The organism is Bacillus sp. RC242, assembly GCF_044908245.1.
Classification (GTDB): domain Bacteria; phylum Bacillota; class Bacilli; order Bacillales; family Bacillaceae_G; genus Bacillus_A; species Bacillus_A mycoides.
Map to the genome: position 1 here is coordinate 302730 of NZ_JBIYCZ010000005.1, position 20107 is coordinate 322836.

Sequence of the window (20107 nt, forward strand, 5' to 3'; positions counted from 1 at the left end):
TATTCTATGTTTAAAAGGGTAAAAAGGCTTGTTTAATAGTCTATTTTAAATGTATTAATTTGGTATAATTTGAATCTATATTACTAATTTATCCCTATACTTCCTTCTGCGCTTCCACTGCCCCATTCAACCTCTGCAGCATATACCCAATCCCTCTACATCCCGCTAACGGATATGTGATGATTTCTTCTGGATATAACTTCGTCACTACTTTTTTATGCTTCTTCCCCGCAAGTAAGACGATCTCTTCAAACTGAAGTAAACCTTTATCAATCATCTGTTGTTTTAATTGTTCTATGCTAATAATCTCATTACTATTTGAATCAAATGCAAGATCATAATTTTCCTTTACAATATCATTTGGTCTTAAAAATCCATGCTTTGCTGATAATATAACCCAATTCTCGAAAAACTCAGTTGCATACGCCTGACATGCTTTTCCGAATGGACTAATATATACATCTTTTGCCTCTTCCTCTCCGTAATCTGGATACTTATCCCAAATTTTCTTTTTTCCGCACGGAATAATGCATAATCTTTTCATTGTTATTTCTTACCTCGCTTCTAACTTTTTAAATATAAAAATAGAGAATTCTCCACTTCTTCATACTCAGCTTCTATGTCTCCAATTCCCACAACGTTCCAACTATTATTTTTTTCTACCGGTTTTTCATTCATAATGATATGAACTTGTTTCATATTTTTATAATCTTCTTCAAAAGATGCTAACACAGGCTGATTTAGCATATATGTTTTATTATGTATACTTACACTTACAAAGGTTTTATGTAATGCTTTATTTCCCTTTAAATTTACGTTCATTGGATTAAACATATTTAATTTTATATCCCCTATAATATACAGGTGATATCCTTTTTTCTCATTAAATTCTTTAAAATCCTTGTCTCTTTCGTTTTGAACAAAATGAATCATTTGCTTTGTTTCATTACTTATTGTAATTTCATTGTTTAAATCCAAATCCACATTTATATTTTGTTTTAAAAAAGCATATAGCGATTTATCACTATTAAAGAAGCTCGTTTTCCACTCAGGAAGGATTTCATCTAATAATAAACATAAAAACATTCCTGAGCTATAGCAACTCTTTCTTATGTTACAATTAGCTTCATATGCATCTAAAATTAATCTACTATATTTTCGTAATGTTTCACTTTCATCATTATTACATACTGTATTGTAAGCATTCATTTCAACATACCAAGCAGGCCCTTCTATACTTTCAACCATACACTCGTATGTTACAAACTCTTCTTTCATAAAATTAGCCCTTCGCTCTCTTAGTTCAATAAATTGCTTAATATAGTTATTCTTCTCAGCTTGTGACTTACAATGAACAGCATCATATAAACAAATTCGTTCTTTATTTCGTAATTCAATATTTTCTTCTAATATAGGATATTGAAATCCTAGAGATTCATTTGGAAATCTACTTTCACCATTCAAATATTGATAACAATGAAAAAGTTCATGCACTACAATCGCAAATAAACTTTCATAATCTCTATACCTATTCATATTGACGATGGCAGTTGGATAATCTTTGAATATGATGAATGTATCTCCTTTAAATTGTTCATTCCAATTTAAAACGGTATACCCATCATCATCCTCTGTCAGAAATAATGGATGATGAAATACATACACATACTCATCATCATACAATGCAAAAGCAGCCCTCTTAAAATCAGGCCATAGCTTATACAATAACTCCATATTTATATCTTGCTTCATTCTATTTAATATATTGTCCATTATACAAATCCCCCTATATCATTCTTTATATATATCATCTACCCTATTTTCAAATAACCATTTCATTTACATAATTACAAAAATATATGTCTTATACATAATTTTCTAAACACAAACTTATCATGTGTTATATAAATATAGTCATAACATTGGTATTAAAAGGAGGTGAACAATTATGAAAAATATACTCCCAGCATTATTAGCTTATATTATTGTTTGTATCATCGCAATTATCATTCCAGCATCTGACGGCTATAATAATGTGGGATGGAAATTATTCGTTGGGCAAGCGTACGCAATACCTATTTTCATTATTGCTGCTATTGTTACATTTTATATAAACAAGAAACGATCTTATGAATAAAGAGGATAGCGAATGCTATCCTTATTTTAATTCACTTATAAACTTCAACACAGCTCCAGCAGTACTTTGTACCGTTTCTTGCGAAAAATCAAATGCAACACCTGTATTTTCATAGATTTCCTGTATGGAAAAATTCCAATCCGCACTCGTTCCCTCTTTAAAGAAAGTAATCGCTTTTTCTTGATTCTCCCGATATATTTGAAATAATTGTAGTGCTCCTAATTGTGCAATTGCATATTCAATTTTGTAAAAAGGATACTGAATATAATGGAACGATTCTATCCAACTCGCACCAAGCCCTTCCTCATAGCCTGTAATATCGATTGACGAAAATTTATACCTTTTACATAATTCGAGATATTTCTCATCCCGTTCTTCTGATGAATGATTTGGATTGGTATAGAGCCAATGCTGAAATAGATCACCTGAAACTGGCGTAATTAATAAAGACAAAGCTCGATGCAGTTGTTCTCGTTGTGCTTTCTTATATTCATTCTCTTCCTTATAAAAAATGTTAAGTTTATCCATTAGTAATAGCTCGAGACTATGAGAATACAACTCAGCTACTTCTTCACGAAGATATTTTTCTTGCATACTACTTTCATTGTTAAACTGTTTATTGAAATGAAGTGCATGACCCACTTCATGTATGAGTGCATTAATTGCGTTAAATGATGGGCTAAAATTAGAATAAATAAAAACCTCTTGGTTATAAGGTAAGGTAAAACAAGCAGCCCCCGGCGCCTTATTTTCCCGTTCTTCTACGTCAATTAATCCTGATTTCCTTATATGAATAAATTCCTCATGAAAATATGAATCTGTCTTTCTTAGCATCTCTTCAATCCCATCCAATAAATCATTGGAATTTTGAAATGAAACTTTCTGCAATGTACAAGGAGCAAGATCCCATGGAAGATACGCTTTTACACCAAGATCCTTTTTAAAAAGATTTCCTAATCGTTTCCATACGGGTACAACCAGCTTCTCTATAGATTCATGAAGCGTATAACAGTCTTCAATACTATATTCTCTGTTTTTTAGCTTAAAAATATATTCGCTATAATTGTTGAACCCTGCATTTAGGGCCATTTGATTCCGTAATTGTACAAGTTCATTCATAATACAATCTATTTCTGGTTTTACTACACTTCGTGCTTCACATAAAGCATGCCATGCCTTTTCACGAATGCTTCTATTTGGGTTATCCAACTCTGCTTTAACGTATGCGTACGTCCTTATTTCGTTGTTCCAATTGATTGTTATGTTAGACATAATTTCTCTATACTTCGTTATAAAACCCTCCTCCTTAACGGCAAGAGAAATATTCTTTTCATTAAATAATTCGCTGTTCACCAATCTTACTTTTTTCATGTATCCGTATTTTCGTTCATCCAATAGCTTTGAAAACGGACAATCACTAAATTTCCGATCAAATTTTGCATTGTATTTTTTTAAAAGTGGTTGAATACTATTTTGGTTATATTTATGTAGATTACGTATTGTACTGTCTTTCGTATCTCTATACACAGCAATTAATTGACTCGTTAACACCTCTTCTACTTCAGCAGTTAAACGCTGTTCCTTTATTAGCCATTCCTCTAATTCAGCAACAGAAGAAATATTTTGATTTAAAAGTGATTGAAATTTGTTTTCCAACGTTTTCAAGTCATAACATTTCCTATTTCCATCCCTTTTTAACGTCTTTGAACCATTAAACATACGCAAACCTCCTTTTTTAAAATTATAATTTTCTGTCATTTTAAAAAAGAAAAAAACAAGCAGCCAATCTGACTACTTGTCCTTTCTGTTTATCCGTACTCAATATTATTAAGCTTGGAATGTTTCTGTTAATACAGGAACGATTTGTTTTTTACGAGATACAACACCTTTTAAAGTAACTGTGTTGTTTTGTAATGTTACGTTGTATGCTTTCTCAACAACGTTTGTTGCTTTACCGATCGCAAGACCGACAGAATCGTTAGTTAAGATATCAGTTACAACGAATAAGAATAGGTCTAAACCTTTTTCTTCTACTACTGCAGAGATAACTTTTTCAAGTTCCGCTTGTTGTACAAGAACGTCGTTTGTATCAACAGCGTTTACTTGTGCGATTTCAACTTTCGCGTTACCCATTTGGAATTCTTTAGCGTCAAGGGAGATTAATTGCTCCATTGTTTTTCCGCTTAAGTCAGCACCAGCTTTTAACATTTCTAAGCCGTAGCTATCTGCATCTACACCAGCGATTTCCGCTAATTCACGAGCTGCTGCTATGTCTTGCTCTGTGCAAGTTGGAGATTTGAATAGTAAAGAATCTGAAATGATTGCAGATAACATTAAACCTGCAACTTCTTTACGAATTGCAACGCCGTTTTCTTTGTACATTTTGTTTAAGATTGTAGCTGTACATCCAACTGGCTCACAACGGTAGTATATAGGATCGCTTGTTTCAAAGTTAGCAATACGGTGATGGTCAATAACTTCTAACACACGAACGGATTCGATATCGTTAGCACTTTGTTGACGCTCGTTATGGTCAACTAAAATAACGTTGTCCACTTCGTTTGCTACTGTCTCAACAAAACGCGGTCCTTCTACTTTAAAAGAGTCTAACGCAAATTGAGTTTCACCGCTGATTTCGCCTAAACGTACAGGCTCAGCATTCATTCCTAATTCTTTTTTCAATTCTGCATAAGCAATCGCAGAACAAATTGCATCTGTATCTGGGTTTTTATGCCCGAAAACTAGTACTTTTTCCATGTTTTCCACCTCTTCATGAAAAGGATATCTTAAAGAAGCAAATATGACAATATTTTAGACACATTTTTTTATAAATAATTGTACTTTCTTCTATATTTTTCATAAAAAAGATCATCTAAAATGAATTAGATGATCAAAATGTATATTTAATTTAAAATAGTGTAGGAACTTGCACTACATTGTTAAAAGCAAATTTGGAATTTAAACCATTATTCACAAGGTTCACATCAATAACTTGATAAAACGCATTTCCAGTGTCCGCAATCTCCCAAACAGCTAAAATAAGATGGTAGCCACTACGGTCAGTTGGTACATTTGCTTCATGCGTTACTGTTGTCCCCGGTCTAACTCCGCCATCATTTTTTACATAGAACGGCACTAAATCTAAACTAGACCTTGTTAAAGGCATATTTGGATTCCAATCCTTCTTTGTAATGTAGTATTTCCATTCTTTCGTACTATGAGGAGCGGTTAGTTTCCACTTGAATGTATTCATCCCGCCGTTTAACGTAACTTTCTTCCACCTATCAACTGCTTGAACGTCTAAAGCAGGAAAATGACCAGCACCTGCAATTTGTCCATCAGAAGGTCCTAATTGCGGAAAGCCACCTATTCCTTCTACACTTTGTGGTTCATATTGAACTGGACCGCAATTTACATTTACCCCTTGCTTACATAAATAAGATCGGCTCGCTGGTGATTCTACATACCCATGAGCTGAAGCCTTTTCTGAAAATCCAAATGTTAATAATCCAGTAAGTAATATCCCACCACTTAACATAACCTTTTTTATCTTTTGTAAACTTGTCTTTTTCATTCTTTCATCCCCTTCCCAAAAATGAAACGAAAATAACTATAGTTGCCTAGTCATCTTCTCTACATCCATTATAAGTGGAAGAGCATTACTAAAAGAACCCTCTAAAAACTTTCTCAAATTCGTTTAGCTACAAAAATATCAATTCTTCTTCACATTTTAATTACCAGTTATCAAATCTATTATTTATTTTGTCGTTTTATTGTTAAATACTTATAACACCGTCTGAAAATACAAACGGCGTTAAAGTAGTTAATAATTACTTACAATTATATATCACAGTGTAGCTTCGAAAAAAGTTTGATTACATTAACTCTATAAAGCTAGATAAAATAATATAAAGAAAAAGTGTGTTTTGAAAAAGATTGATCTAAACACGCTTTAAATATACTCAATTAAACCATTCGTTTATAAATAAATTACGAAATTGGCAAAGGCAGTCTAATTATCGAATAGCCCTCTTCCTCTCAGATTTGCGGAAACAGGCTCCTTTCCTATTTCACGTGCCCATATAGATAACTGGCCGATATGGTGGATTTCGTGGACAATGACATGACGTATTATCTCTCCGTGTGTACATTCAATGACTCGGCGCCTAATTGATGCGTCTCTAGAGCTAATCGGTTCTTCATTGAAATCAGTTTCTGAAAGTTTCCGAGAATCCATTTCATTTGTCCAAGATGTCACAAATGGCTTCACTTTCTCGTGATATTGAGCTGAGAGATTTTTTACTTTTTGCAAGCTGGCATACTCTTCAAACAATGGCTCCTCAGGAACTGGCTCACCTCGCAAACCTAAGATCCACATATATTCCACATCTACAATGTGAAATAAAGTATGTAGGATACTACCGAACCCACCGACCCGTTTCTTTAATAGTTCTTCATCCGGCATGTCTTTGCACAATGTAAACCACTCATCACGAACTTGCCAATTATATTGAAACAGTTTCAACATGACAGCAACCTCCATCTTTTAGATTAACATTTAATATTCACCAAAAGACTTCAAAATCAAAATCTAAAAAACTGTTAAAATTCTCTACAGACTAGCCCTTTAAATTAAACATTCCAGATGAAGTTAAAGGGTCAAAAGAAAAAAACTATTATACAGGATTTTATCAAACTTTATTTTGAATTATTAATCTTTTTGTAAATCAACACACAGACATAATAACAAATATGTCGTTTGAAATTATCTCCCTTTTCAAATAAAAAACTAAATCATTTTATAATAAATTACTGTTGCATCTAACTCACCATTCGGAGAAATTGCATACCCTGGTATTTTACCGGATTCTTGATAGTCTAACGACTTGTACAATCTATTCGAGGGATCTCCTTCTCTAGTATCTAACACTAAAAGAGACCTGTTTTCTTGCTTTGCTCGTTCCTCTGCTTTTTGCATAAGTGAACGTCCAATGCCGTTACGTCTAAAGTTTGGATGAGTCATTAACTTGCAAATTTCAGCTCTATGTATCCCATTAGGCTTTGTAACTAAATATAATTGAATACTCCCTGCCACTTCATTGTTTATTTTAGCAACATACAATATCACTTCTGGTGCTAATACAGTTTGCCAATACTTCGCTGCTTCTTTTTCTTCTAGTGGAGGTAAAAAACCAATCGACGCTCCATCATCTACTACAGTTTTCAACAGTTCAGAAAGCTCTTCAATATCATTTTCTAGTTGCTTAATCTCTTCAATTACTAAATCTTGCATTACTAATCCCCCTTTTGTTTCATTGTAACAATTTTTAAAGCAGGAATAATGAAATACTAAGATGAAATTATTTAAAATACGATTTTTTAGAGAAAGGATAACTATATGAAATATATATTAGATAGAAAATATGCAAGAGAATTGCTGGATTGGGCATATGAACAAAACCCAGGTCCGTGGTTCGAACATTCACGTAATGTTGCCCTTGCAACTGAAAAGATAGTTGTTGAACTTATTAATAATGGGTACGACCTAGATGCTGATATAGCATACAACGCTGCCCTCCTGCATGACATAGGAAGATATAAAGGTTTTACTAAATCTGTTATTCATTCCTATGATGGCTATATGTATATGAATGATTTAGGGTATACAGGAAACGCGATTATTTGTGTGACACATTCATTTCCTTGCAAAAATGAGCATTTAGATATCGCAGCAGAGTGGAGCCTTGTTCCCGATTATATGGAAAGCCGATTAATTGAAATATTGAATAAAAATAGTGACTATGACTTATACAATAAAGTAATTACTCTTTGCGACGCTCTCGCTGATGCGGATGGTTTTACTACGCTTGAAAGAAGATTGGTTTCTGTTGGTTTACGTCATGGCACAACCTCTCATACCTCTTTACATTGGAAAGGATTCTATACAATTAAGAATGAATTAGAATCTTTAATTGGGAAGAGCATATACACCCTTCTCCCTGATGTAGAGAAATCAATTTATAAGAATACAGAATATTAAAACAAGAACAACTTAAAAACGATACACTTTGTATGTATGATTCTAAAAAACTCATTTAAAAGTGGAGGGATTACTTATTAGTAAAATAGGATTTGACTTAATAAATCATGAAGGTAACTTTGATTTTGGATATGAAGATATAACGAATATATCCAGGAGATGTAAATTTTCTAACTGTTCGCATACAAATGAACCACACTGTGAAGTTAAAAAAGCTCTCTCTGACGGAATTCTTTCTGAAGAAATATTTAATAATTATTATAGAGATATAAACGAGGCACAATATGTTTCTACACAAAGGAATAAAACAAAAGCTATCGACTATATGAAACAATTGAAACTCTTTCAAAAAAATTAGACTAAACTAGAAAGTCCCCCTTAAAAGAATATTTTAAGGAGGGCTTTTTCTTGTTTAATGACTTTGATGTTTCAATTCCACCAGACATTCTTGTACTAAGGTTACTGCCTGACTCATTGCAGCTCCACCAGCAAACGCGGCTGAAACACCACAAGCTTCTAAAATTTCTTTATCAGAACATCCTTGGTCAATACAGCCCTTCGTATGATAAATCGTACAATATTCGTCTTGTGTTGCTAAACTAATCCCTAATGCAATGAGCTGCTTTTCTCTTTTAGTTAATGTACCCTCCTGAAAACATGCTTGTGTAAAAGCGTTATATGTTTCTGCAATTTCAGGGATTTGTTGCGTAAAATTCCCTATACCTTCTTTATAATCAAGTAATACATCATTTATAGAGCCATATTGTTGATTTTCCATCGTATATCCTCCATTCATTTTATTCACACTTACTTTAGTATGAGATAAAATGAAAGACATATACAAATATTTACTCTTAAAAATAGAATGAATTTTCAGTTTATTTAACTTTTAAATTTGCACATCTACAGTTTCAGCCCATTATCTACTGACACTTTTTCTTTAGAATTTTTCCTTTCAACCTCTTTACTTCTTTCTTCCCAAAATGTTAAACCTTCAATTCCCACATTTTTAGGATCAAACACTGGATCTTTCCCTTCTTTTTTCTGCGTTTCATAGTCTTTTAACACTTTTAATGCCGTTTTACTTAATAATAGAATCGCGATTAAGTTTAACCATGCCATACTACCGATTCCTAAATCTCCAAGGTTCCATAATAGCGAAGCTGATTCTACGCTACCGATGTAAACCATAATTAAAAACCCAATTTTCAAAACTGGTTTTAACCAGCTATATTTGAGGTCACGATCTAAATAAGTAAGCGTCGTTTCAGCGATATAGTAGTACGCGAGTAAAGTTGTAAATGCAAAAAAGAAGATTGCGATTGAAATAAATATTGGACCAAATCCTGTCATAACAGTTTCAACTGCTTGTTGTGTATAGATTGGACCTGCATCTACATTTCCCATATTCTTTACAATAGCGCTTTTCCCTTCAGGTATTACATTATACATACCTGTTATTAATATCATAAGAGCTGTCGCTGTACATACTACAATTGTATCAATATATACAGAAAACGCTTGAACTAGCCCTTGTTTTGCAGGATGTGATACTTCAGCAGCAGCGGAGCTATATGTCGCTTCCCCAACACCAGCGACGTTTGAAAATACAGCACGCTTTACTCCCCATGCAATAGCTGCGCCGACGATGCCGCCAAACATTTCATTTACACCAAAAGCACTTGAGAAAATTAAAGCAAACATACTTGGAATTTCCGTTACATTCGCAATTAATACGATACATGTAACAATTACATAACCAATTGCCATAAATGGAACTAGCATTTGAGAAACGCCCGCAATTCTCTTTACACCACCAAAAATGATAGCTGCTAATAATACGACTAACAATATACCAGTTATATATTTGCTAATACCATTAGAATTTTCAAATCCAACTGCGATACTACTCGATTGAATACCTGGTAATAAAACGCCATATGATAGTGTTACAACGACCGCTACCATGACCGCAAACCATTTCATTTTCAAGCCTTTCTCAATGAAATATGGCGTACCACCACGGTATTCATTGCCTACTTTACTTTTATATACTTGTGCTAATGTTGATTCAACAAATGCACTAGCTGCTCCTAATAATGCCATCACCCACATCCAAAATACAGCTCCAGGTCCGCCGAAAGCGATAGCTGTCGCTACTCCTGCGATATTACCAATTCCAACCCTACCTGATAACGCCAAACAAAATGCTTGAAAGGATGATATCCCAGTCTCCGAGCTCTTCCCTTCAAATAATAGTTTAATCATCTCCTTAAAATAGCGAATTTGTAAAAAACGAGTTGCAATTGTGAAATACACTCCTGCTCCTAATGCGAAAACAACTAAGCCAATACTCCAAACTTGCCCTACTAACCATTCTACTAACTGCTCCATCCAAATCCCCCTTATCATTCTTTTGAAAACTATTTTATATATAAGAAAACGGACAACTATTATTAAACCTTCCAGTTGTCCGCATCTCTCATTATTTCATCCCTCTATTTATTAACAGTTAGACTCTCTATTACTTTATATTTACCCAAACACTTTTCACTTCTGTATAATTATCAAGTGCATATGAACCTAACTCACGTCCAACACCAGATTGCTTATATCCACCAAATGGTGCAGCAGCATTTTCTAGGTTATAATCATTAATCCACACTGTTCCTGCCTTTAATTTATTGGCAACTTGATGCCCTGTTTTAATATTTTGTGTCCATACGCCCGCAGCAAGTCCGTAAGACGAGCGATTTGCTCTTTCAATTACTTCTTCTGTCGAATCGAACGGGAGTACAACGACAACTGGTCCGAAAATTTCTTCCTTAACGATTGTCATATCGTCTGTAACATTTGTGAATACTGTTGGCTGTACAAAATAACCTTTTTCAAATGCACGTTTACCACCAGCTGCAACAGTAGCACCTTCAGATTTTCCTTGTTCAATGTAATTTAGCACACGCTCTTGTTGTTTTTTAGATACGAGCGGTCCCATTTCAGTTTCCGCCTCCATACCTGCCCCTAGCTTCACGTTATTTGCCATTTTCACAAGTTCATTTACTACTATTTCATAATGTTTCCGATGAACGAAAACTCGAGATCCTGCGCTACAATTTTGACCATGATTATACATAATGCCTTGGAACGCACCGTTAATCGCTTCTTCTAAGTCAGCGTCTTCTAAAATGATGTTTGGTGACTTACCACCAAGTTCTAACGTTACATGTTTAATTGTTTCTGCAGATTGACGCATAATATATTTCCCTGTAACTGTTGAACCTGTGAAAGCTACTTTATCAATATCATGATGGTTTACAATTGCCGATCCTGCTTCAGGACCGAAACCTGGTACAAAGTTTACGACACCGTTTGGAAAACCAGCTTCTTTAAAAAGCTTCGCTGTATATAGTAAAGATAAAGGTGTTTGCTCTGCTGGTTTTAATACAATCGTACAACCCGTCGCAAGAGCGGCTCCCATTTTCCAAGAAGACATAACGAGCGGAAAATTCCACGGAATAATTTGACCTACAACACCAACCGGTTCGTGACGTGTGTAATTTAAATAATCTTTTGAAATTGGAATTGTTTGCCCGATAATTTTTGTAGCCCATCCCGCGTAATAGCGGTAATTTTCTACAGTCGCTGAAATATCATCATCAAGTGCTACTTGATATGGTTTTCCATTATCTAAAGCTTCCAGCTGTGCTAATTCTTCTCTATGCTCTTCAATTAAATCTGCTAATTTATAAATAAGGTGTGCTCTTTCAGCAGTAGTCATCTCTGCCCACGGGCCTGATTCAAAAGCAAATCTTGCCGCTTTTACTGCGACATCAACATCTTCTTCTTGCGCTTCACATACGACTGCTAGAACATCTTCTGTTGCTGGATTGTATGTTTCAAACGTCTTTCCACTTATTGAAGAAACAAATTCACCATTAATAAACATTTTAATTTCTTCATTTAAAAACGCTTTCACTTTTGGTTTCAGCTCAATGTTTGTCGTTAACATATATACTCTCCTCCTTATTTAAACAGCTGCATGAGCTGCAATTTCTAGTAAAATAGCTTGAAGCTTTTGATCTTCTTCTTCAGTTAATCCTAATCTCGGATAACGTGAAGGTCCTCCGACTTGCCCATGTAATTCCATTGAACGTTTAACGATTTGCACATACTTTCCTGATCCTTCAAGAAACTCACAAAGAGGTAAAATAGCATCGTTCATTTCCCACGCTTTTTCTAATTCACCATTTTGAAAATGCTCATACATTTTCGTAACGAGTCCTGGAACGATATTTCCTGCTACTGAAACCCATCCCGATGCACCAACTAAATAAGATTCCATAACTAAATCTTCAGATCCGCAGAAGACTTGGAAAGCACCTTCACCTTGTCTTACTAAATCTCTCGCTTTTCGAATATCTCCACTAGATTCTTTAATATGTGTAACATTTTCACATTCTTTTCCAATACGGAGCATTAACTCTGTGCTCATATCAACACCAGAAGTAAATGGGTTATTGTATAGCATAATTGGTATATTTACAGCGTTTGAGATTTCTTTAAAATGAAAATAAATCTCCTCTTCCTTCGGTTTACAATAGTAAGAGTTTATAATTAATGCGCAATCCGCTCCGTGCGCTTCTGCATGTTTCGTATATTCAATTGTTTCTTTCGTCGTCTCTGCAGCAGTTCCAACAATGACAGGAATACGGCCATCAACTTCTTTTAATACTGTTTCTACCATGTTAAATCGTTCTTCTTTTGATAAACTAACAAATTCTCCCGTACTTCCATTAATAATAATTCCAACTACCTTTTGCTCAATAAAGTAGTTTACGTTTTGTTTTACGCCTTTCCAATCAATCTCTTGAAATTCATCCATCGGTGTTATTAATACTGGAAATGCCCCTTTAATTTTTTGCATCTTTATCTCTCCCTTTAACATATTATTTTAATAAGAAACCTGTTGGAAACGGATCAGTAGGATCTAATATAAATGTTTGCATACCTGTAATAAACCCTCTACTTTCAAATCGAAAAATGTATCCAAGTTCTTCTTTCTTCACTTTTTCTACTGTTATAAAGCTATTAAAAATACTTTCATTTTTAAAAGGTTTATCCGCTATATAATCATTTTTAAATAATGTATGAACATAAGACACAATAGTAGAAACAAAACCTGGTGAACGTACTATAAAGTTATCTTCATGAAATGTAATCGACTTTATATGGTTCTTTTCTTTTCGCATAGAATCTACTAAAATAAGTCTTTTTATTAATGACTGTTTTTGTATAGCTTGAAGTGTAGCTTCACCCCATTTTTTTAATTTAGAGATGTTTTCAATACTGATTTCTGGCGAATACGTATCTTTTTCTACAACTGCATATACTTTATCTGCCTGTATGAGAGAGTAACTTATATTACCAACCTTTAAATTTTTCTCAATCATATAACATAGTTTGCTTTCAAACGAAACAGATACAACTTCATCATTCTCTACATATGCATTCACTGAAAATATTCCAGATAGCGTTTCGATTTTGTATTGATTAGACTCTCTCTTTTTTAAATACCCACTTTCTAGTAACATCGTTATTACTGCGACAATGCCTCCGTAATGAAGAGGAATGGCTCCTTCATGATTAAAAAACAATACAGCTGCATCCACTTCATTATGAATAGAAGGAACGACAATACATCCATTTAAACCGATGAAACCACGTGGTTCATTTAATAAAAGTTTCATTTCTTCTGCTAATTCACCTAAAAATTGTTCATTTAATTGCTCCAAACTGTAATAGTATTTGCATGGTACGTCTTTCATTACACGAAACGCCTCGCCATTTACGTGTACGTCTACTGCTGTATACATTTTTTGAATGTTCATTTTACATCCTCCGTTTCATGTTCCATCGGCGGAATTAGCAAAAAGCCTTCTTTAAGTGGATCCTTTTCATTGTAAAAAAATCTATGCATACCCATAAGCCAAGCTGATCCTGTAATTTTCGTTATTACAGCTTCAATATTTTCCACATATGTCGTATTTATGACACACCCTTTAAATAATGAGCCAACGATACTCTCATGAATAAACTCTTCATCGATTTTAATTTTTTTATGAGCGTATAATACAGCTAACTTCGCTGATGTTCCTGTGCCACATGGAGATCGATCAATTCCTCCTGGCGGAACAACAACTGTATTTTTCACATGCGCACTTTCATGAGTAGGATCTGTATAAAATTCAACATGTGTTAATCCTCTTATAAACGAATACTCTGGATGAATGATTTCAAACTTCTCATTAATTGTATTTCTAATATGAATCGCCTTATCAATGATTGTAGATGCGTTTTCTGGTACTAACTCTAAACCTACTGACTTCGCATCGATAATGGCATAAAAATTCCCTCCATACGCAATATCAGCCTCTACAGCTCCAATTTCTTCGACGTGTACAGAAATATTTTTCAGTAAAAAAGCTGGTATGTTACAGAAGGAGACTTCTTTCGCTTTCCCATCTTGAACAGAAATATCTACTTCAACTAAGCCAGCTGGTGTATCTAGCTTTAAAGAAGTAACCGGTTCAATTACTGGAATTAAACCTGATTCAACTAAAGCTGTACATACACCGATTGTATCGTGGCCACACATCGGCAAATATCCACCTGTCTCTATGTATATAACACCTATATCAGCTTCAGGATGACACGGATCTGTTAATAATGCCCCTGACATTACATCATGACCACGAGGTTCATTCATTAACAATTTCCGAATCCAGTCATACTCTCTTTTCATATGTAACATCTTCTCTGCTATCGTCTCTCCAATTAACTTAGGAAGTCCGCTAATTAATGTCCTCGTTGGATTCCCGCCCGTATGTGTATCAATTGTCGTAAAGACTCTTTGTGACCTCATCCGTTTAACACCCTTTCTGTAAAACGACTCAAACGAAGTGGTTCAATAGGAATGCTTGTTTCTTTTTCATTTAATAACTCTTCAATCACTTTCCCAGTAACTGCCGCAAGACTAATTCCATCACCTTCATGTCCTGCTGCAATAAAATAATTCGGAATATGTTCCACTCGTGAAATTATCGGCAAATGATCTTCTGTCCACGGGCGTAATCCAGCATATGAACGAATCACCATCATATCTGCCATTTTCGGATAAAAACGAATTGCTCTATTCGCAATACATTTAATAACCTCGTTATTTATCTTCGTATGAAAACCTACAAACTCTCTACTACTACCAATTAAAAAATTTTGGCTTTCTGTCGGTTCAAATACAAGTGCCACCCCATACTTTTCAGTTAAAGCATCCACTTTTCGTTTTCCACCAAATTTAGAAATTAAATAACCAAATTCCATTACTTTACGGCAGCCAACGTGTCGTTGCCTTGAAGCTACAATAATATGTCCCTTTCTCGGTTCAATTGGGATATTCACATCTAACATCTGTCCGATTTTAGGAGCCCACACACCGGCTGCGTTCACAACTTGCTTCGCAGTAAACGTTCCATTTGTCGTTTCTACAATAAAGGAACCGTCTATATCTATTTTTATTTCTTTCACTTCTGTATGATTAAAAGCTTTCGTACCAAATTTCTTCGATTCTGCAAGAAGTGAAAAAGCAAGAAGATATGGATTTACAGTCGAATCAGTTGCGCATTCTAAACCACCTAATAAATCATCCGCAAAAAATGGTGATTCCTCTCTTATATCTTGCCTATCAAGCATTCGAAATGGTAAACCAGCCTCTTTTTGACGATTTACCCATTGCTGCGCTGCCTCCATCTCTTCGTCTGATTCACAAACGAGAATGCTTCCTGGCGCCCTATATTCAAATGAGTGTGCCAACTCTTCACTTAATTCAGTTACTAATTTTTGACTTACTAACGACATTTGACTATCAAATCCTGGGTCTTTATCAATAGCCAAAATGTTCCCGTCACACCGTGAAGACGTCCCACTGACAAATTCTCCTTTTTCGATGATTGTTACGTCTCTTCCGTATTTTGATGTGTAATACGCGATAGAACAGCCTATAATACCACCGCCTATTATTAAAACGTCACAGTGTCTCACATAGCACCCCTCCTTTCTCCTAAATCTCTCACTTTCTATTTATGCAATTGGTGTGCCAACTCTACATACAGAACTATTTATATGAAATAATTTTTATTTGTAAAAATATTTTAAATTTATCGTAAATAGGTGTATTATTTTTTTATCACTGTCTAAATTTTTATACATAATAGGAGGGCAATATGGCATTTTCATTCCCAACAATAAAAGAGTTAATAAAAATTTTGTCAATTGATTGTACAAGTATCGTTAAGCGCATGAAACAGGTAGGTGAAAAATTTTATTACCTCCATTCACCTACTGAGGAATGGAGGTGCACAGTTATATATGAAGATGACTCTTTCACTACTTTAATCGACGCATTTTCTCATGAACTAGCCGTTGTCATCATTAAAGAAAATCAAGAGCCTTTATGCTGTATAACTGCTCAGCAAATGATTCCTTTTCTTTATAAGTATTACAATGAACTACTAGCTTTTTATAACACTGTTATTCAAACGTCTGATTCTTCTGTTACAGTCATCGACGATAAAGAATGCGTTCGTACTTGGACAGATGGCGCTGAAAAGATTTTTTCAGTGAACCATAATGAAATTATCGAACAACCCATCACCCGTTTTTTTGATTATAAAGATTTAGAAATTTTGCAATCATTACATGACGGAAAAAGCATAATTGCTCAGTTCCATCAGCCACGTCCAGATTTGTTCGTATTAATTAATTCAAACCCAGTTTATTGCAACGATAAAATTATTGGAGCAGTCGTTTCAGAAACGGATGTTACAAATCAAGTCGTATTAAATGAAAAACTATTTAATATGTCGCATGAAATGCACCGTTTAGAACAAGAAGTAGCAAAATATAAAGATTCATCCGATCCTTTCCTTGCGATGAATGGAAAAAGCCCTGTTATACAAAGAACGATTCAATTAGCTAGAAAGGTTTGTTCAGTGAAATCCACGGTTTTAATACTCGGAGAAAGCGGAGTTGGAAAAGAAGTGTTTGCGAAAGCAATTCATGAAGCAAGTGAGACAGCAAATGCCCCTTTCATTTCAATTAACTGCGGCGCAATCCCAGAAGCGTTATTTGAAAGTGAATTATTTGGTTACGAGCGTGGGGCTTTTTCTGGTGCAAATAGTAAAGGTAAGAAAGGTAAAATAGAACTTGCACAAGGCGGTACTTTATTCCTCGATGAAATAGGCGAAATGCCGCTCGATATGCAAGTGAAACTTTTGCGTGTACTGCAGGAACGAAAGTATTACCGAGTTGGTGGAGAAAAAGAAATCAATATTGATTTCCGTATTATCGCTGCTACAAACCGTGATTTACAAGAAGAAATGAGAAAAGGAACTTTCCGAGAAGATTTATACTATCGCTTAAATGTAGTTAGCTTGCTTATTCCACCGCTGCGCGAAAGACGAGAGGATATTATCGAATTGACGTACTCCTTTTTAAATGATTTTTCAATAAACTATAACAGGCCTATTCGAGACTTACCTTCAAATATTATGCATGAACTGCTTCATTACAATTGGCCTGGTAATATTCGCGAGCTCCGCAACGTAGTTGAAAGACTCGTCGTATTTGCGACAGACGGCATTATAAAACAAGAATATTTACCGTTTTACACAAATGATACTTTAGACAATCATACGGCTCAATCCCTATTACTCAGCAACAATAATACGATTCTTTCTTTACAAGAAGAAATGGATGAGCATGAGAAAAAGGTAATTGAAAGAGCTTTATGCATTTTAGATGGTAATAAATTAGAATGTGCGAAACAACTTGGCGTAACGAGGGCCACTTTATATAATCGTTTAAAAAGACTGGGGTTACAATAATCCCTCTCCTCCTCTATATTGGCATAGTTTTTGCATAATAATTTATGTAAACCGAACTAGAGGAGGAATACATATGACGAATAAAGAGAACTTAATTGTTTGTCGTTGTGAAGAAGTTACATACGGACAACTTCAATCGACAATTGCTGAATATAAATGCTCGGCAAGAGAATTAAAACTAAGAACACGTGCTGGCATGGGATTTTGTGGTGGTCGCACATGTAGAATGATGATAGATCGAATGATTGAAAGTACAAACCCTGACATAACTCCCAATGAAATTCCATTAAAATATCAGCCACCCGTGCGCGCAGTTACTTTTGGAGCGGTAGGTGAAAATCATGAGTAGAATTACAAATCACCCTATTTTAGGTAGTTTAAATAATAATCAGCACATCACTTTTCAATTTAACGGTCAACAATACGAAGCATATGAACATGAAACGATAGCGGCCGCTTTACTTGCAAACGGAATAAGAACGTTAAGAGTGCATGAAGATAGCGGAACTCCGCGAGGTATTTATTGTAATATCGGACATTGTTCTGAATGCCGTGTGACAGTAAACAATCAAACAAACGTGCGAGCATGCTTAACGGTTGTAGAAAACGATATGGTTGTTGAAAGCGGAAAACAGCATCCGAATATCGTGAGAGAGATGGTGAAAAAGCGATGATCGATGTAATTATTATTGGCGCAGGACCAGCAGGATTATCAGCTTCCATCTCTTGTGCACGTTTTGGACTTAACGTACTTGTTATTGATGAATTTATGAAGCCGGGCGGGAGATTGTTAGGTCAGTTGCATCAAGAGCCTACTGGGGAATGGTGGAACGGAATAGAAGAATCAAAGCGCCTTCATGAAGAAGCAAAATCCCTTTCAGTCGATATTCGGTGCGGTGTTTCCGTATATAACTTAGATGAAGATGAGGGGTCTTGGTTCGTGCATACAAATATCGGTACGTTAGAAGCACCGTTCGTACTAATTGCTACTGGGGCTGCTGAGTATTCCATTCCCCTTCCTGGCTGGACACTTCCAGGAGTTATGTCAATTGGAGCAGCTCAAGTTATGACAAATGTTCACCGCGTTCAAGTTGGTAAAAAAGGAATCATTATCGGTGCTAATATTTTGTCATTCGCCATTTTAAACGAATTGCAATTAGCTGGAATCACAGTGGATCATATTGTACTCCCTGAAAAAAGCGAATTAAGCCAAAAAGCCGGTGAACCAGAAGAAGTTTTAAACTCACTCTTAAATGCGGCTCACCTCGCCTCATCTCCCTTCCTACGTATAGGTAGCCGTTTTATGAAATATGATTGGATTCGAAAAGTTGGATTAACATTTTATCCAAATAGCGGCATGAAAATAAACGGGACGCCGCTTCATCTTCGTAAAGCTGCACTTGAGATTATCGGAGCGGAACAAGTTGAAGGTGTTCGTGTTGCTAACATTGACTCTAAAGGGAATATTATTAACGGATCAGAAAAGATATATGAGGCAGACTTCGTTTGTATAGCCGGAGGTTTATATCCGCTTGCTGAGCTTGCGGCTGTAGCGGGATGCCCTTTCCATTACATTCCAGAATTAGGCGGACATGTTCCACTTCATTCAGAAGAAATGGAAACCCCTCTTCCAGGTTTATTTGTAGCTGGAAATATTACTGGAATTGAAAGCGGAAAAATCGCGATGGTGCAAGGAACAGTCGCTGGATATTCAATCGTAAAACAAGCTAATAAAACATCTAATTCGGTTGAAAAACATTTACAACATGCAATTCAAAATGTTCACACTGTACGTCAGAAAGCTGCGATTCAGTTTAATCCGATGGTTGATGTTGGTAGACAAAAGATGAATGAGATTTGGCGTGATTTTCAATCATTTGAAGAAAATCAACAAATGAAAGCGTGAAATACTAGCATATAAAAAAGGCGGTGGATTCATTTCCACCGCCTTTTTTATACTTTTCGTACTACATCTAGTATTTCTGTTACGTC

Annotated in this window: 21 protein-coding genes; 7 read left to right on the forward strand and 14 right to left on the reverse strand. The window is 35.1% G+C overall.

The window, feature by feature from the left end; all coding sequences use genetic code 11:
• Positions 1–94: 94 nt before the first annotated feature.
• Entirely contained in the window at positions 95–544 is a 450-nt protein-coding gene (locus ABH957_RS12550; protein ID WP_098168333.1) for a DUF6884 domain-containing protein, read from the reverse strand.
• A gap of 20 nt (positions 545–564) precedes the next feature.
• The gene (locus tag ABH957_RS12555; protein ID WP_404453602.1) at positions 565–1773 is read right to left on the reverse strand and encodes a peptide ABC transporter permease; all 1209 of its coding nucleotides are present in this window, start codon (positions 1771–1773) and stop codon (positions 565–567) included.
• 175 nt (positions 1774–1948) lie between these two features.
• Between ABH957_RS12555 and ABH957_RS12560 the strand changes: the two genes are divergently transcribed.
• Positions 1949–2137, forward strand: a complete 189-nt coding sequence (locus tag ABH957_RS12560) for a DUF4017 family protein (protein WP_002032631.1) — start codon at positions 1949–1951, stop codon at positions 2135–2137.
• A gap of 21 nt (positions 2138–2158) precedes the next feature.
• Here the strand turns inward: ABH957_RS12560 and ABH957_RS12565 are convergent, their stop codons facing one another.
• From ABH957_RS12565 to ABH957_RS12585, 5 genes are all read right to left on the reverse strand, one after another.
• Positions 2159–3856, reverse strand: coding sequence for a M3 family oligoendopeptidase (locus ABH957_RS12565; RefSeq protein ID WP_404453599.1), 1698 nt, complete (start codon positions 3854–3856; stop codon positions 2159–2161).
• A 108-nt stretch (positions 3857–3964) separates the two neighbouring features.
• Positions 3965–4894 (reverse strand): manganese-dependent inorganic pyrophosphatase, encoded by a 930-nt coding sequence (gene ppaC, locus ABH957_RS12570; protein ID WP_404511346.1) that lies wholly within the window; start codon positions 4892–4894, stop codon positions 3965–3967.
• A 151-nt stretch (positions 4895–5045) separates the two neighbouring features.
• On the reverse strand, positions 5046–5711 hold the full coding sequence (locus ABH957_RS12575) for a lytic polysaccharide monooxygenase (protein WP_404448754.1): 666 nt from the start codon (positions 5709–5711) through the stop codon (positions 5046–5048).
• A 438-nt stretch (positions 5712–6149) separates the two neighbouring features.
• Entirely contained in the window at positions 6150–6665 is a 516-nt protein-coding gene (locus tag ABH957_RS12580) for a DinB family protein (protein WP_404453596.1), read from the reverse strand.
• Positions 6666–6926: 261 nt separating this feature from the next.
• Complete coding sequence (locus tag ABH957_RS12585; RefSeq protein ID WP_404448752.1) at positions 6927–7430, reverse strand: GNAT family N-acetyltransferase; 504 nt, start codon at positions 7428–7430, stop codon at positions 6927–6929.
• A 105-nt stretch (positions 7431–7535) separates the two neighbouring features.
• On the opposite strand from ABH957_RS12585, the gene ABH957_RS12590 reads away from it, so the two are divergent.
• Positions 7536–8177, forward strand: a complete 642-nt coding sequence (locus ABH957_RS12590) for an HD domain-containing protein (RefSeq protein ID WP_404453593.1) — start codon at positions 7536–7538, stop codon at positions 8175–8177.
• Between the two features lie 61 nt (positions 8178–8238).
• Positions 8239–8535: a hypothetical protein gene (locus ABH957_RS12595; RefSeq protein ID WP_404453590.1), complete on the forward strand. Its 297-nt coding sequence runs from the start codon at positions 8239–8241 to the stop codon at positions 8533–8535.
• Between the two features lie 54 nt (positions 8536–8589).
• Here ABH957_RS12595 and ABH957_RS12600 read toward each other — a convergent pair whose 3' ends face one another.
• The 7 genes from ABH957_RS12600 to ABH957_RS12630 all read right to left on the reverse strand — a co-directional run bounded on the left by ABH957_RS12600 (position 8590) and on the right by ABH957_RS12630 (position 16271).
• Positions 8590–8955: a carboxymuconolactone decarboxylase family protein gene (locus ABH957_RS12600; protein WP_002085063.1), complete on the reverse strand. Its 366-nt coding sequence runs from the start codon at positions 8953–8955 to the stop codon at positions 8590–8592.
• A gap of 125 nt (positions 8956–9080) precedes the next feature.
• Positions 9081–10571, reverse strand: coding sequence for an alanine/glycine:cation symporter family protein (locus ABH957_RS12605; RefSeq protein WP_404453587.1), 1491 nt, complete (start codon positions 10569–10571; stop codon positions 9081–9083).
• 130 nt (positions 10572–10701) lie between these two features.
• Entirely contained in the window at positions 10702–12186 is a 1485-nt protein-coding gene (locus ABH957_RS12610; RefSeq protein ID WP_404453584.1) for an aldehyde dehydrogenase family protein, read from the reverse strand.
• Between the two features lie 18 nt (positions 12187–12204).
• The gene (dapA, locus tag ABH957_RS12615) at positions 12205–13101 is read right to left on the reverse strand and encodes a 4-hydroxy-tetrahydrodipicolinate synthase (RefSeq protein WP_404453581.1); all 897 of its coding nucleotides are present in this window, start codon (positions 13099–13101) and stop codon (positions 12205–12207) included.
• A 22-nt stretch (positions 13102–13123) separates the two neighbouring features.
• Entirely contained in the window at positions 13124–14065 is a 942-nt protein-coding gene (locus ABH957_RS12620; RefSeq protein WP_404453579.1) for a proline racemase family protein, read from the reverse strand.
• Positions 14062–15099 carry a proline racemase family protein gene (locus ABH957_RS12625; protein WP_404453577.1) on the reverse strand — a complete coding sequence of 346 codons (1038 nt, stop codon included), beginning with the start codon at positions 15097–15099 and terminating at the stop codon, positions 14062–14064. Before ABH957_RS12625 ends, ABH957_RS12620 begins: the two co-directional genes overlap by 4 nt.
• A complete protein-coding gene (locus ABH957_RS12630) occupies positions 15096–16271 on the reverse strand; it encodes an NAD(P)/FAD-dependent oxidoreductase (protein WP_404511348.1) in 1176 nt (391 codons plus the stop codon). Before ABH957_RS12630 ends, ABH957_RS12625 begins: the two co-directional genes overlap by 4 nt.
• 182 nt (positions 16272–16453) lie before the next feature.
• Here ABH957_RS12630 and ABH957_RS12635 point away from each other — a divergent pair, with 182 nt between their 5' ends.
• From ABH957_RS12635 to ABH957_RS12650, 4 genes are all read left to right on the forward strand, one after another.
• Positions 16454–18115: a sigma-54 interaction domain-containing protein gene (locus ABH957_RS12635; protein WP_404453571.1), complete on the forward strand. Its 1662-nt coding sequence runs from the start codon at positions 16454–16456 to the stop codon at positions 18113–18115.
• Between the two features lie 73 nt (positions 18116–18188).
• Positions 18189–18464 carry a (2Fe-2S)-binding protein gene (locus ABH957_RS12640; RefSeq protein ID WP_131247506.1) on the forward strand — a complete coding sequence of 92 codons (276 nt, stop codon included), beginning with the start codon at positions 18189–18191 and terminating at the stop codon, positions 18462–18464.
• Positions 18457–18789 carry a (2Fe-2S)-binding protein gene (locus ABH957_RS12645; protein WP_215576385.1) on the forward strand — a complete coding sequence of 111 codons (333 nt, stop codon included), beginning with the start codon at positions 18457–18459 and terminating at the stop codon, positions 18787–18789. The genes ABH957_RS12640 and ABH957_RS12645 overlap by 8 nt, the downstream gene beginning before the upstream one ends.
• Positions 18786–20021 carry an NAD(P)/FAD-dependent oxidoreductase gene (locus ABH957_RS12650; RefSeq protein ID WP_404511350.1) on the forward strand — a complete coding sequence of 412 codons (1236 nt, stop codon included), beginning with the start codon at positions 18786–18788 and terminating at the stop codon, positions 20019–20021. Before ABH957_RS12645 ends, ABH957_RS12650 begins: the two co-directional genes overlap by 4 nt.
• The last annotated feature ends 86 nt before the right edge of the window (positions 20022–20107 follow it).